This window comes from Streptococcus sp. HMSC066E07 (assembly GCF_001814695.1).
GTDB lineage: Bacteria > Bacillota > Bacilli > Lactobacillales > Streptococcaceae > Streptococcus > Streptococcus hominis.
The window spans coordinates 148767-162108 of the sequence record NZ_KV817466.1; the positions used below are offsets into that span (position 1 = coordinate 148767).

Genomic DNA, 13342 nt, shown 5'->3' on the forward strand with positions numbered 1-13342 from the left:
TATAATATACATATATAGGAAAAAATTCGATAATTGGAAATAGCTATTTCTACATCAACAAACTGATAGTGGGATCAAGTTCGTTTTACTACTATTCTACAACCACAATTGTTGCAGGATAGCCTACTTTTTTGGAAATTGAAAGAAATCCGTATAAAACGTTTCCAAAAGACAAAAACATTTGACAAAAAGAATTTTTAGGACTAAACTAAGTAAGTAAATTTTAAACATAAAGGAGAATTCATCATGAATTTAACATTTTTTGGATTATGTCTTGCCTGTATGGGTGTTTCACTCGCTGAAGGGTTTTTAATGGCAAATCTATTTAAATCAGCATCACGTCAGCCAGAAATCATTGGTCAGTTGAGAACACTTATGATCATGGGGATTGCCTTTATCGAAGGTACTTTCTTCGTAACACTTGCGATGTCATTCATCATTAAATAAGAAAAGAAAGTTATCCTTTAGAAAAGGGGGTGGAGTTCGTTGGAAGAAAGTGTAAATCCAACTATCACTTTAGGTCCTGTGACCTTTGATTTGACTCTACTTGCTATGTCTCTTCTAACCGTACTTATCGTATTTGCTTTCGTCTATTGGGCTAGTCGGAAAATGACGCTGAAGCCTTCTGGTAAGCAAAACGTCTTAGAATACCTCTATGATTTTGTCATTGGCTTTACAAAGGGCAATATTGGCGATAAGTATATGAAGAATTACTCTCTATTTATCTTTTCCTTATTCCTTTTCGTTGCAGTAGCTAATAACCTTGGCTTGATGGCAAAAGTGCAGACAACCAAGGGATATAACTTGTGGACATCTCCAACAGCTAATCTTGCATTTGACCTAGGATTTTCATTCTTGATTACCTTGATTTGTCACATTGAAGGGATTCGCCGACGTGGGGTGAAAGCGTATCTCAAAGCTTTTGCGACACCTGCTGGAATGACACCGATGAATATTTTGGAAGAATTCACCAATTTTGCTTCTTTGGCTTTGCGGATCTATGGTAATATCTATGCAGGGGAAGTTCTGTCTGGCTTGTTATTAACTTTGTCACAACAAGCTGCTGCTTGGTATCCAATAGCATTTGTCTTGAATCTTGTTTGGACAGCTTTTTCAGTCTTTATTTCATGTATTCAAGCCTATGTATTTACCATGTTGACATCTATGTATCTAGGTAAGAAAATTAATGGTGAGGAATAGAAGGGAGAAAAGAGATGAATATTACTTTAGGTAGTCTTATTGGGGATTTTATCCTTGTAGCAGGCTCATTTCTTCTGTTAATCGTTTTAATTAAGAAATTTGCCTGGGATAATATTACAAGTACTTTTGAGCAACGTGCCAAAAAGATTTCGGATGATATTGATGGCGCAGAATCTGCTCGTCAAAAAGCAGAAGATTTGGCTCAAAAGAGAGAAACAGAATTAGCAGGTAGTCGTCAAGAAGCGACAACAATTATTGAAAATGCCAAGGAAACTGCCGAGAAAAACAAGGCAGGAATCTTGGCAGATGCAGCTGATGAAGCTGGACGTTTAAAAGAAAAGGCTAATCAAGAAATCGCTCAAACCAAAGCAGAAGCCATGAACAGTATCAAAGGTGATGTAGCCGATTTGACTGTAAATCTTGCTAGCAAAATTTTAGGTCAAAAATTGGATCAAGAAGCTCACAAAGAGCTCATTGACCGCTATATTGACAAGCTAGGAGATGCTTAATGGACAAAAAAAGATATGCGGTAATTGAAAAATATACCACACCTTTTGTCCAACTCGTGATTGAAAAAGGTCAGCAAAAAGATGTTTTTGAAAAACTTCAACAAATCAAAGACATTTTTGACAATACCCATTTAGCTGCTTTTTTGTCACATATTGGTGTTGATGATACAGAAAAAGAAAGAAGCCTTCGCTATTTTCAAGGATCTGATTCATCCTTGATTGACAATTTCATTGAAGTTATTATTCATAATCATCGTGAAGATCTTTTTTATGATATTTTAGTAGAAAGTCTTCACCAGCTTGAAAAGATTAGTAATGAATTTGAAGTGACAATCAAATCAGTTCAAGGTTTATCGGAGGAGCAAAAATCTAAAATTATTCCGATTATTGAACGAAAATTTGGATTGCAGGTTCGTTCTTTAAAAGAAGAACTGGATGCAAGCCTCATTGGTGGCTTTATCATCACAGCTAATAATAAGACAATTGATGCAAGTATTAAACGTCAATTACAAACAGTAAAAGAAAATTTGAAATAGAAAGTGGTGTGAATTTTGGCGATTAACGCACAAGAAATCAGCGCTTTAATTAAGCAACAAATTGAAAATTTCCAGCCAAATTTTGACGTCACAGAAACAGGGGTCGTCACATATATTGGTGATGGAATCGCCCGTGCTCATGGTCTTGACAATGCAATGAGTGGTGAGCTGTTGATTTTTGAAAATGGCTCATACGGTATGGCACAAAACTTAGAATCAACAGATGTAGGGATTATCATTTTAGGTGATTTCACAGATATTCGCGAAGGGGATACCATTCGTCGAACTGGTAAAATCATGGAAGTGCCTGTCGGAGATGCTTTGATTGGTCGGGTTGTTGATCCGCTTGGTCGTCCGGTTGATGGACTTGGCGAGATTAAGACAGAAAAGATGCGTCCAGTTGAAACACCTGCTCCGGGAGTTATGCAACGGAAATCTGTATCAGAACCGCTTCAAACAGGTTTGAAAGCGATCGATGCTTTGGTGCCAATTGGTCGTGGGCAACGGGAATTGATTATCGGAGACCGTCAAACTGGTAAAACAAGTATTGCGATTGATGCGATTTTGAACCAAAAGGGACAAGATATGATTTGTATCTATGTTGCCATTGGTCAGAAAGAATCAACGGTTCGTACGCAAGTAGAAACACTTCGTCAGTATGGAGCGCTGGATTACACAATCGTTGTCACAGCGTCGGCTTCTCAACCTTCACCATTGCTGTTTTTAGCACCTTATGCAGGTGTAGCAATGGCAGAGGAATTTATGTATAGTGGCAAACACGTTTTGATTGTCTATGATGATTTATCAAAACAAGCGGTTGCTTATCGTGAACTGTCACTCTTGCTTCGTCGTCCACCAGGTCGTGAAGCTTTCCCAGGAGACGTATTCTATCTTCATAGCCGTCTTTTGGAACGTTCTGCCAAAGTTTCGGATGAATTAGGTGGTGGTTCTATTACAGCGCTGCCGTTTATCGAAACGCAAGCAGGAGACATCTCCGCTTATATCGCAACCAATGTAATTTCAATTACAGACGGTCAAATCTTTTTAAGCGACAGTCTCTTTAATGCAGGTGTTCGACCTGCTATTGATGCCGGTTCATCTGTATCACGTGTAGGTGGTTCTGCACAGATAAAAGCGATGAAGAAGGTTGCCGGAACCTTGCGTATTGACCTTGCTTCTTATCGTGAACTGGAAGCATTTACCAAGTTTGGTAGTGATTTGGATGCGGCAACGCAAGCGAAATTGAATCGTGGCCGTCGGACGGTAGAAGTCTTGAAACAACCTGTTCATGAACCATTACCAGTTGAAAAACAAGTCGTTATTTTGTACGCCTTGACACATGGTTTCTTGGATAGTGTACCGGTTGATGATATTCTTCGTTTTCAAGCAGAACTGTTTGATTACTTTGATGCTCATCATGAAGACCTCTATGAAATCATTCGTACAACAAAAGACCTTCCAGAGGAAGCAGTCTTAGATGCTGCAATTACTGAATTTATCAATCAGTCTAGCTTCAAGTAAGAATAGAGGTGTCAGATGGCAGTTTCATTAAATGATATAAAAAATAAAATTGCATCCACAAAAAACACCAGTCAAATCACAAATGCTATGCAAATGGTATCTGCTGCTAAGCTAGGAAAGTCAGAAGAAGCGGCCAAGAATTTCCAAATCTATGCTTCTAAAGTCAGAAAGTTATTGACAGATTTGCTTCATGGGCATGAAGTGCAAAATTCCAAATACCACCCTATGTTGATTAGTCGTCCGGTGAAAAAAACAGCCTATATCGTTATTACATCGGATCGCGGCTTAGTGGGTGGTTATAATGCGACCATTCTCAAATCCATGATGGAACTTTTTGCAGAATACCATGATAAAGATGATTTCGTCATCATTTCAATCGGTGGTATGGGCTCGGACTTCTTTCGTGCGCGTGGTATTCAACCAATTTATGAACTACGTGGTTTAGCTGATCAACCAAGCTTTGATGAAGTTCGTAAAATCATTAACAAAACGGTTGAAATGTATCAAAACGAATTATTTGATGAATTGTATGTTTGTTATAATCATCACGTCAATAGTTTGACCAGCCAAATGCGTGTTGAACAAATGCTTCCAATCGTGGATTTGGATCCAAATGAAGCAGATGAAGACTACGTTTTGAATTTGGAATTGGAATCTAGCCGAGATGTCATTTTGGATCAATTATTGCCTCAGTTTGCTGAAAGTATGATCTACGGAGCAATTATTGATGCGAAAACAGCAGAAAATGCGGCAGGAATGACCGCGATGCAGACAGCAACAGATAACGCGAAAAAAGTTATCAATGATTTGACCATTCAGTATAATCGTGCTAGACAAGCAGCTATCACGCAAGAAATTACTGAAATTGTGGCGGGTGCAAGTGCACTAGAATAGTGTCACAGAAAATAAATATAAAGAGGAGAAAAGAATGAGCTCAGGCAAAATTGCTCAGGTTATCGGACCAGTCGTTGATGTTGCGTTTGCAGCTGGTGATAAATTACCTGAGATAAATAATGCACTTGTAGTCTATAAAAATGACGAAAAAAAATCAAAAATCGTCCTTGAAGTAGCTCTTGAGCTTGGTGACGGAGTGGTTCGGACCATTGCTATGGAATCAACTGACGGGTTGACTCGTGGCATGGAAGTCCTAGATACTGGTCGTCCAATTTCTGTCCCCGTTGGGAAAGAAACACTCGGTCGCGTCTTTAACGTTTTAGGAGATACCATTGACTTGGAGGCTCCTTTTGGTGAAGATGCAGAACGTCAACCAATCCACAAAAAAGCTCCAACTTTTGATGAGTTGTCTACTTCATCAGAAATCTTAGAAACAGGAATTAAGGTAATTGACCTCCTTGCACCTTATCTAAAAGGTGGGAAAGTCGGACTTTTCGGTGGTGCCGGTGTTGGAAAGACAGTCCTGATTCAAGAATTGATTCACAACATTGCCCAAGAACACGGTGGAATTTCTGTCTTTACTGGTGTTGGAGAACGAACGCGTGAAGGGAACGACCTTTACTGGGAAATGAAAGAATCTGGCGTTATTGAAAAAACAGCCATGGTCTTCGGTCAAATGAATGAACCACCTGGAGCACGTATGCGTGTGGCTTTGACTGGTTTGACCATTGCCGAATATTTCCGTGATGTTGAAGGTCAAGATGTGCTTTTATTCATTGACAATATCTTCCGTTTCACGCAAGCAGGTTCTGAAGTATCTGCCCTTCTTGGACGCATGCCTTCAGCCGTTGGTTACCAACCAACACTTGCGACAGAAATGGGACAATTGCAAGAACGGATTACATCAACCAAGAAAGGTTCTGTAACCTCTATCCAAGCTATCTATGTGCCAGCCGATGACTACACTGACCCTGCGCCAGCGACAGCGTTTGCTCACTTGGATTCTACAACCAACTTGGAACGGAAATTGGTGCAATTAGGGATTTACCCAGCAGTTGATCCACTTGCTTCTAGCTCCCGTGCACTTGCTCCTGAAATTGTCGGAGAAGAGCACTATGCTGTAGCAGCAGAAGTGAAACGTGTCCTTCAACGTTACCATGAATTGCAAGATATTATTGCAATCCTTGGTATGGATGAATTGTCAGACGAAGAAAAGACTTTGGTTGCGCGTGCGCGTCGGATTCAATTCTTCTTGTCACAAAACTTTAATGTTGCTGAACAATTTACTGGGCAACCAGGTTCTTATGTACCAGTTGCTGATACAGTTCGTGGCTTTAAGGAAATCCTTGAAGGAAAATATGATCATCTCCCTGAAGATGCCTTCCGTGGTGTTGGTTCTATCGAAGATGTCGTTGCTAAAGCTGAAAAAATGGGATTTTAAGAGGTGACCTATGGCTCAAATGACAGTACAAATCGTGACACCTGATGGTCTAGTTTTTGACCACCATGCAACGTTTGTTTCCGTTAAAACTCTTGATGGAGAAATGGGGATTTTACCGCATCATGAAAATATGATTGCTGTTTTGGCTGTCGATGAGGTCAAAGTGAAGCGGATTGATGATGAAGATCATGTCAATTGGATTGCTGTGAATGGTGGAATTGTCGAAGTAGCTGATAATGTAATCACCATTGTTGCAGACTCTGCCGAACGTGCTCGCGATATTGACATCAGTCGTGCTGAAAGAGCAAAATTACGTGCTGAACGTGCTATTGAAGAAGCACATGAAAAGCATTTGATTGACCAAGAACGTCGTGCCAGAATCGCTCTTCAACGTGCCATTAACCGAATTAACGTTGGAACAAGATTATAAAAAAGGCCAATTGGCCTTTTTTATAATGGCTTTTTTGTTATCGGTACATGATTCGTGTCCGATAGTTTGCTCTCATCTATTTTTTTGGTATAATGGGAATATGATTCAGTTAATTTTTACGCTTAGTAGCCATATGATCTTTATTTTTCTTTCATTTCACTTACTTTCTACTGTTGTGAATTGGGAAAAACTATTGAAAGTGAATGCTGACAATGCTTTTAGAATTCGTTTTTTGATTTTATTGCTTAGTATTGCATTAGGCTTTTTGCTCAGCTCTTTCTTCCTCAGTCTCTATACATTAGGACGTGATGTGTTTAATAGCAATTTATAAGATGAGAAAAGTAATAAAATAAGTGTTTTGGAGAAAATATGGATAAAATTATTATACAAGGCAGTTCGAATCCATTAGTTGGTTCGGTTAAAATTGAAGGTGCCAAAAATGCTGTTTTGCCTTTGCTTGCAGCAACTATTCTAGCGACGACAGGGAAAACAACTCTAACCAATGTTCCGGTTCTATCAGATGTGTTTACGATGAACAATGTGGTTCGTGGATTGAATACAAAAGTGACTTTTGAGCAAGAAGAAAACCGGATTACGGTGGATGCTACACAGCCGTTGAGTGAAGAAGCGCCTTATAAATATGTGAGTAAAATGCGTGCTTCAATTGTTGTATTAGGACCTATTTTGGCGCGTAATGGTCACGCAAAAGTTTCCATGCCGGGTGGCTGTACGATTGGAAGCCGTCCTATTGACCTTCATTTGAAAGGTTTAGAGGCAATGGGAGCAGAAATTAAGCAGACGGCTGGATTTATCGAAGCAAAAGCTGACCAATTGCATGGAGCTCATATCTATATGGACTTTCCAAGTGTAGGGGCGACACAAAACATTATGATGGCAGCAACGTTAGCAGACGGTGTGACTGTTATTGAAAATGCAGCTCGGGAGCCTGAAATTGTGGATTTAGCCGTTTTGTTAAACAAAATGGGGGCTAAAGTCCGTGGAGCAGGTACGGAAACATTAACCATTACTGGGGTTAAGGAATTGTCTGGGACAAGTCATAGCGTGGTGCAAGATCGTATCGAAGCTGGAACTTTTATGGTAGCAGCTGCTATGACAGGTGGCAATGTTCTTGTGCAAGATGCTATCTGGGAGCATAATCGTCCCCTCATTGCGAAACTGATGGAAATGGGTGTGTCTGTTACCGAAGAGGACGAAGGAATTCGGATTTGTTCGGATTTATCCAAGTTAAAAGCGGTCAATGTGAAGACTCTTCCGCATCCAGGTTTCCCGACAGATATGCAGGCGCAATTTACAGCTTTGATGACGGTTGCCAAGGGTGAGTCTACCATGATTGAGACTGTTTTTGAGAATCGTTTTCAACATCTGGAAGAAATGCGTCGGATGGGTTTACATTCAGAAATTATGCGGGACACAGCTCGTATCGTTGGTGGTCAAGCCTTGCAAGGGGCAGAGGTGATGTCAACAGACTTGCGTGCGAGTGCCGCGCTGATTTTAACAGGCTTGGTTGCAGAAGGTGAAACAAAAGTAGGACAACTAACTCATTTGGACAGAGGATATTATCAGTTCCATAAAAAGTTGGCTAACTTAGGTGCTTCTATTAAGCGAGTGAAGGAAGAAGACGATGAATAATGATTTGAAATATGTTGGAAAACAAGTCGGAATTGTTCTGATAGTCTTATTGTTGGGTTTGATTTTGTTTGCACTCGGTTTAGTTGTTGGTTATGGTGGAAAAAATCCATGGGCTATTTTATCGCCAGATAAGTGGCAGGAGATTATCAGCAAATTCACAGGACAATAGACAATAATATTGATAGGAAAAAGGGAGTGAGACAGAGGTCGTGATTTCGTAGAAATTGGCTTTGAGTCCCGCTTCCTATTTATTTAAAAGGGGGAGAAATGGCGAGAAAGAAATCCAATCAGAAAGTAGCACAAAGTGTAGCTGGTTTGGTTATAGCACTGGTTCTTGCGCTGGGAGGTTATTCTTTTAGCAATCATCATGGTAGTACGAAGCCTTCTGACAGCACTGCTATTAATCGAAGTATTCGGACGAATCATGCAGCACCCAGTCAAGAATTAGCACAGAGTGTTTTGACAGAGTCCGTTAAACGGCAACTCAAAGGAAAGATTGAATGGAATGGGGCAGGAGCCTTCACAATCAATGAAAATAAAACAACATTGGATGCTAAAGTTGCAAGCGTTCCTTATGCGGATAATAAGACTAAACTCGTCCGAGGTCAGACCGTTCCGACGGTTGCAAATGCTCTTTTATCCAAAACAACTCGCCAATATAGAAGTCGTGAAGAAACAGGAAATGGCTCCACGACTTGGACGCCTGCTGGTTGGCATCAAGTCAAGCATTTATCAGGTGAATACAACCATGCAGTTGACCGAGGACATTTGTTGGGTTATGCTTTGATTGGTAACTTGAAAGGGTTTGATGCTTCGACCAGTAACCCGAAAAATATAGCTGTGCAAACAGCTTGGGCTAATCAAGCAAATACTAGTCATTCTACGGGTCAAAATTTCTATGAAACAAAGGTTCGCAAGGCACTAGACAATAATAAACGAGTTCGGTATCGGGTGACTTTGATTTATGCCAATGAACAGGATTTAGTGCCAGTTGGTTCGCATATTGAAGCTAAATCAAGCGATAGTAGCTTGGAAATGAATGTCTTTGTTCCCAACGTACAGACAGGACTTCGGCTAAATTATCAAACAGGAGAAGTGACCGTTACCAACTAGATTATTGCTAGTGTTGCATTTATATCATCCTTTTGTTATACTATTGTTACATGAGGTCGGACAAAAAGTATCTCAGCCTCTATCTAATTTAGTGATAAGCGAATGACGCAGTAGGTGATTGGACTCTTTATTCGCTTTTCAAGCTCGAAAGAGCACCTAATCACCCTCGCGGGGGTGGGACCACGAACTTAAATTTTTCAAGATAAGTTCTGTCCCACTCCCATTTTGTCTAAAAAGTACGTTAGTGCTTTTTTATTGTGGATTTGTTTTATGAGGAGAAAGGAGAAACATGAAGTATATTTGGTCTTATTTGAAAAAATATCCCAAATGGTTGATGTTGGATTTCTTTGGTGCTGTCTTCTTTGTTGTGGTGAATCTCGGTTTGCCGACTGTTTTGGCACGAATGATTGACGAAGGGATTAATCGAGGAGAGAGCAATCGTTTGTATTATTGGGCAATTGTGATGCTCATTGTCATTTTGCTAGGAGTCTTTGGACGGATTGTCCTTGCCTATGCTGCTGGGAAATTAACGACGAGCATGGTACGTGACATGCGCAATGATGTGTATGATAAATTGCAAGAGTATTCGCATCATGAATATGAGCAAATTGGCGTTTCGTCTTTGGTGACACGGATTACCAGTGATGCCTTTGTTCTCATGCAATTTGCAGAGCAATCCTTAAAAATGGGTGTCGTCACGCCTATGATGATGATGTCCAGTGTGATGATGATTTTTGTCACCAGCCCCTCTTTAGCTTGGATTGTCGCAATTTCCGTTCCTTTTCTCGGCATTGTCGTTTGGTATATAGCAGTCAAGACTCGTCCTTTATCAGAAAAACAACAAAAAACGTTAGATAAAATCAATCAATACGCACGTGAGAATTTAATGGGGCTGCGCGTTATTCGTGCTTTTGCTCGAGAAGAATTTCAAGAAGAGCGTTTTGCTTCACAAAATGACATTTATGCGAATAATTCGAATCGTCTGTTCAAGTTAACTGGTTTGACAGAACCTCTTTTTGTTCAAATTATCATCGCGATGATTGTTGCCATTGTCTGCTTTGCTTTAAAACCACTAGGTACAGGAGATTTGCAAATTGGCGATTTAGTTGCTTTTATCGAATACAGTTTTCATGCATTGCTGTCATTTCTGTTGCTGTCTAGCTTGTTTACTATGTATCCTAGAACTGCTGTTTCGAGTGAACGGTTGAAAGAAGTAATGGAAATGCCCATTTCAATCAATCCAAACGAAGATGGTGTGACTGAGACAGATAGTCATGGTTATTTAGAGTTTGATAATGTTACCTTTGCATATCCTGGTGAAACAGAGAGTCCAGTCTTGCATAATATTTCCTTCAAAGCCAAGCCTGGTGAAACGATTGCTTTTATCGGCTCGACCGGCTCAGGGAAGTCCTCATTGGTGCAATTGATTCCGCGCTTTTATGATGTGACTTTAGGAAAGATTTTAGTGGACGGAGTGGATGTGCGTTCTTATAATCTAAAAGCACTACGGCAGAAGATAGGTTTCATTCCACAAAAAGCTCTGCTCTTTACCGGCACAATCGCAGAAAATCTGCGGTATGGGAAAGAAAATGCTAGTCGTGAGGAATTGGTGCAAGCAGCAGATGTGGCACAAGCAAGGGACTTCATTGAAAGCAAGGAAGAGCGTTTTGAAACGCATTTGGCAGAAGGAGGGAGTAATCTCTCTGGTGGTCAAAAGCAACGTCTCTCCATTGCGCGGGCAGTCGTAAAAGAGCCAGATATTTATATCTTTGATGATTCATTTTCTGCGTTGGACTATAAGACCGATGCCATTCTTCGAAGTCGACTCAAAGAAGTTACGCAAAATGCTACTGTATTGATTGTAGCACAACGCGTGGGAACCATTATGGATGCAGATCAGATTATTGTTCTGGATAAGGGAGAAATTGTTGGTCGTGGAACGCATGAAGAATTGTTGCAAGATAACGATATCTATCGCGAAATTGCTAATTCTCAGCTTAATAGTCAATCACTAACAGAAGAATAGGAGGGAAAGATGAAACAACATAGTTTTATGCGCTTGTGGAGTTACTTAAAAGTTTATAAACTCTCAGTAATCCTTGCTATCTTTTTGAAGGTAGTGAGTATTGTGATGAGCGTGCTAGAGCCTTTTGTACTTGGTCTTGCTATTACAGAATTGACACGAAATGTGCTGGACATAGCAAAAGGAGTCGAAGGCGCCAGTATAAACACAACATATGTCTTTGGAGTAATGGCACTTTACCTTTTGCGTGGTTTGTTCTATGAAATTGGGTCTTACTATTCTAATTATTTTATGACCAATGCAGTGCAAAATACAGTACGTGACATGCGTAATGAGTTGAGTTCTAAAATTAATCAAATTCCAGTTTCTTATTTTGATAAGCATCAATTTGGAGATTTGCTAGGGCGCTTTACCAGTGATGTAGAAACTGTCTCAAATGCGCTTCAACAATCATTCTTACAAGTTGTAAATGCGGTTTTGACCATTACCTTAGTTATCGGAATGGTCTTGTATCTTAATTTTCAACTGGCTTTGATAGTGATTGCTAGCATTCCGTTGACCTATTTGGGGGCAAACTTTATTTTGAAAAAATCACAACCGTATTTTAAAAAGCAAGCAGATACGCTAGGTGTCATGAATGGATTTGTTCAAGAAAATCTAACTGGTTTTAATGTGCTGAAACTCTATGGCCGTGAAGAAACATCTTCAAACGATTTTCGAGAAATCACGCAAAACCTCCAAGAAGTCGGATTCAAAGCTAGTTTTATTTCTGGCTTGATGATGCCAATTTTGAACGCAATTTCAGATTTGACTTATCTGCTTGTAGCAGTTGTTGGTGGTTTGCAAGTCATTTCTGGACAATTAACAATTGGGAACATGCAAGCATTCGTACAATATGTGTGGCAAGTAAACCAACCAATCCAAAACTTAACGCAACTAGCTGGGCAATTGCAGAGTGCTAAGTCTTCGCTGGATCGTGTTTTCCAAGTCTTGGATGAACCAGACGAAGTAACAGATGCGAAAGAGCGGCTGGAACATGATTTGACAGGTCAGGTCAGCTTCAAGCATGTTGACTTTCAATACGTGGAAAACAAACCGCTCATTCGAGACTTCAACTTAGAGGTTAAGCCGGGCGAAATGGTGGCGATTGTCGGTCCAACAGGTGCCGGAAAGACCACCCTCATCAATCTACTCATGCGCTTTTACGATGTAACAGCAGGTTCAATTTCTGTGGATGGTCACGATATTCGCAACTTATCGCGCCAAGATTACCGCAAACAATTTGGTATGGTCTTGCAAGACGCTTGGCTTTATGAAGGAACAGTCAAAGAAAACTTGCGCTTTGGAAATCTGAATGCGACAGATGAAGAGATTGTGGAAGCCGCCAAAGCAGCTAATGTCGATCATTTCATTCGGACGCTTCCAGGTGGCTATAATATGGAAATGAATCAGGAATCCAGCAATATTTCGCTAGGACAAAAACAATTGCTGACCATTGCGCGAGCACTATTGGCAAATCCCAAAATCTTAATTTTGGATGAAGCAACCTCGTCGGTTGATACGCGCTTAGAGCTTTTGATTCAAAAGGCGATGAAGAACCTCATGCAAGGACGGACAAGCTTTGTCATTGCTCACCGCTTATCGACGATTCAAGAGGCAGATAAGATTTTGGTTCTCAAAGATGGACAAATCATTGAGCAAGGAACTCACGAATCGCTTTTAGCTGATAAAGGTTTCTATTACGACTTATATACAAGTCAGTTTGCCAAGAAAGAAGCCTAACGAATAAAGGAGCAAAACAAAACTCCAACGAAACAATAAAAGCACGAACCCTGTCTTGACTAGCAGTTAGCTAATCTGGACGAGTTCGTGTTTTTCTATCCTTAGCGGCACAAAGCTAAAATGCAATTGCTCTGTCTCACAACTATTTTTTGCTAAATCTTCAAAATTGCATCATATTTCTTCCGTCCGCCCGGCGGACGAAGTGAACTAGTTTTGGTTTATAGTGTCAGCCGAGCGGATGGG

14 protein-coding genes are annotated in these 13342 nt (G+C 40.3%); all 14 read left to right on the top strand.

Translation table 11 applies throughout. The features are described 5' to 3' along the window. The first annotated feature begins 246 nt into the window (after nt 1–246). The 14 genes from HMPREF2984_RS09095 (at nt 247) to HMPREF2984_RS09160 (ending at nt 13099) form a co-directional block, all read left to right on the top strand. Complete coding sequence (locus tag HMPREF2984_RS09095) at nt 247–447, top strand: F0F1 ATP synthase subunit C (RefSeq protein ID WP_003025282.1); 201 nt, start codon at nt 247–249, stop codon at nt 445–447. A gap of 39 nt (nt 448–486) precedes the next feature. Continuing rightward, nucleotides 487–1200 carry a F0F1 ATP synthase subunit A gene (gene atpB / locus HMPREF2984_RS09100; protein WP_003028057.1) on the top strand — a complete coding sequence of 238 codons (714 nt, stop codon included), beginning with the start codon at nt 487–489 and terminating at the stop codon, nt 1198–1200. Between the two features lie 14 nt (nt 1201–1214). Then, nucleotides 1215–1709 carry a F0F1 ATP synthase subunit B gene (gene atpF, locus HMPREF2984_RS09105; RefSeq protein WP_003028058.1) on the top strand — a complete coding sequence of 165 codons (495 nt, stop codon included), beginning with the start codon at nt 1215–1217 and terminating at the stop codon, nt 1707–1709. After that, complete coding sequence (locus HMPREF2984_RS09110) at nt 1709–2245, top strand: F0F1 ATP synthase subunit delta (RefSeq protein ID WP_049513640.1); 537 nt, start codon at nt 1709–1711, stop codon at nt 2243–2245. Before atpF ends, HMPREF2984_RS09110 begins: the two co-directional genes overlap by 1 nt. 15 nt (nt 2246–2260) lie before the next feature. Next, nucleotides 2261–3766: a F0F1 ATP synthase subunit alpha gene (gene atpA / locus HMPREF2984_RS09115; protein ID WP_070671184.1), complete on the top strand. Its 1506-nt coding sequence runs from the start codon at nt 2261–2263 to the stop codon at nt 3764–3766. 15 nt (nt 3767–3781) lie between these two features. Next, the gene (locus tag HMPREF2984_RS09120) at nt 3782–4660 is read left to right on the top strand and encodes a F0F1 ATP synthase subunit gamma (RefSeq protein WP_003028065.1); all 879 of its coding nucleotides are present in this window, start codon (nt 3782–3784) and stop codon (nt 4658–4660) included. A 34-nt stretch (nt 4661–4694) separates the two neighbouring features. Further along, entirely contained in the window at nt 4695–6101 is a 1407-nt protein-coding gene (gene atpD / locus HMPREF2984_RS09125) for a F0F1 ATP synthase subunit beta (RefSeq protein ID WP_003025268.1), read from the top strand. Nucleotides 6102–6111: 10 nt separating this feature from the next. Further along, entirely contained in the window at nt 6112–6531 is a 420-nt protein-coding gene (locus HMPREF2984_RS09130) for a F0F1 ATP synthase subunit epsilon (RefSeq protein ID WP_003028068.1), read from the top strand. A 100-nt stretch (nt 6532–6631) separates the two neighbouring features. Beyond that, nucleotides 6632–6862 (top strand): DUF1146 family protein, encoded by a 231-nt coding sequence (locus HMPREF2984_RS09135; RefSeq protein WP_018543445.1) that lies wholly within the window; start codon nt 6632–6634, stop codon nt 6860–6862. Between the two features lie 38 nt (nt 6863–6900). Next, nucleotides 6901–8181 (top strand): UDP-N-acetylglucosamine 1-carboxyvinyltransferase, encoded by a 1281-nt coding sequence (gene murA / locus HMPREF2984_RS09140; protein WP_003028071.1) that lies wholly within the window; start codon nt 6901–6903, stop codon nt 8179–8181. Then, a complete protein-coding gene (locus HMPREF2984_RS09145) occupies nt 8174–8350 on the top strand; it encodes a DNA-directed RNA polymerase subunit beta (RefSeq protein ID WP_003028073.1) in 177 nt (58 codons plus the stop codon). The genes murA and HMPREF2984_RS09145 overlap by 8 nt, the downstream gene beginning before the upstream one ends. Before the next feature lie 98 nt (nt 8351–8448). Next, nucleotides 8449–9294, top strand: a complete 846-nt coding sequence (locus tag HMPREF2984_RS09150) for a DNA/RNA non-specific endonuclease (RefSeq protein ID WP_049533575.1) — start codon at nt 8449–8451, stop codon at nt 9292–9294. A 289-nt stretch (nt 9295–9583) separates the two neighbouring features. Then, nucleotides 9584–11320, top strand: coding sequence for an ABC transporter ATP-binding protein (locus HMPREF2984_RS09155; RefSeq protein WP_070671186.1), 1737 nt, complete (start codon nt 9584–9586; stop codon nt 11318–11320). Between the two features lie 9 nt (nt 11321–11329). Further along, nucleotides 11330–13099 carry an ABC transporter ATP-binding protein gene (locus tag HMPREF2984_RS09160; RefSeq protein WP_049533573.1) on the top strand — a complete coding sequence of 590 codons (1770 nt, stop codon included), beginning with the start codon at nt 11330–11332 and terminating at the stop codon, nt 13097–13099. The last annotated feature ends 243 nt before the right edge of the window (nt 13100–13342 follow it).

Bases quoted from the DNA above. Each gene is read 5' to 3' on its own strand.
- HMPREF2984_RS09095 (WP_003025282.1), top strand. From the start codon at position 247: ATGAATTTAACATTTTTTGGATTATGTCTTGCCTGTATGGGTGTTTCA.
- atpF (WP_003028058.1), top strand. From the start codon at position 1,215: ATGAATATTACTTTAGGTAGTCTTATTGGGGATTTTATCCTTGTAGCA.
- HMPREF2984_RS09110 (WP_049513640.1), top strand. From the start codon at position 1,709: ATGGACAAAAAAAGATATGCGGTAATTGAAAAATATACCACACCTTTT.
- HMPREF2984_RS09120 (WP_003028065.1), top strand. From the start codon at position 3,782: ATGGCAGTTTCATTAAATGATATAAAAAATAAAATTGCATCCACAAAA.
- atpD (WP_003025268.1), top strand. From the start codon at position 4,695: ATGAGCTCAGGCAAAATTGCTCAGGTTATCGGACCAGTCGTTGATGTT.
- HMPREF2984_RS09130 (WP_003028068.1), top strand. From the start codon at position 6,112: ATGGCTCAAATGACAGTACAAATCGTGACACCTGATGGTCTAGTTTTT.
- HMPREF2984_RS09135 (WP_018543445.1), top strand. From the start codon at position 6,632: ATGATTCAGTTAATTTTTACGCTTAGTAGCCATATGATCTTTATTTTT.
- murA (WP_003028071.1), top strand. From the start codon at position 6,901: ATGGATAAAATTATTATACAAGGCAGTTCGAATCCATTAGTTGGTTCG.
- HMPREF2984_RS09145 (WP_003028073.1), top strand. From the start codon at position 8,174: ATGAATAATGATTTGAAATATGTTGGAAAACAAGTCGGAATTGTTCTG.
- HMPREF2984_RS09150 (WP_049533575.1), top strand. From the start codon at position 8,449: ATGGCGAGAAAGAAATCCAATCAGAAAGTAGCACAAAGTGTAGCTGGT.
- HMPREF2984_RS09155 (WP_070671186.1), top strand. From the start codon at position 9,584: ATGAAGTATATTTGGTCTTATTTGAAAAAATATCCCAAATGGTTGATG.
- HMPREF2984_RS09160 (WP_049533573.1), top strand. From the start codon at position 11,330: ATGAAACAACATAGTTTTATGCGCTTGTGGAGTTACTTAAAAGTTTAT.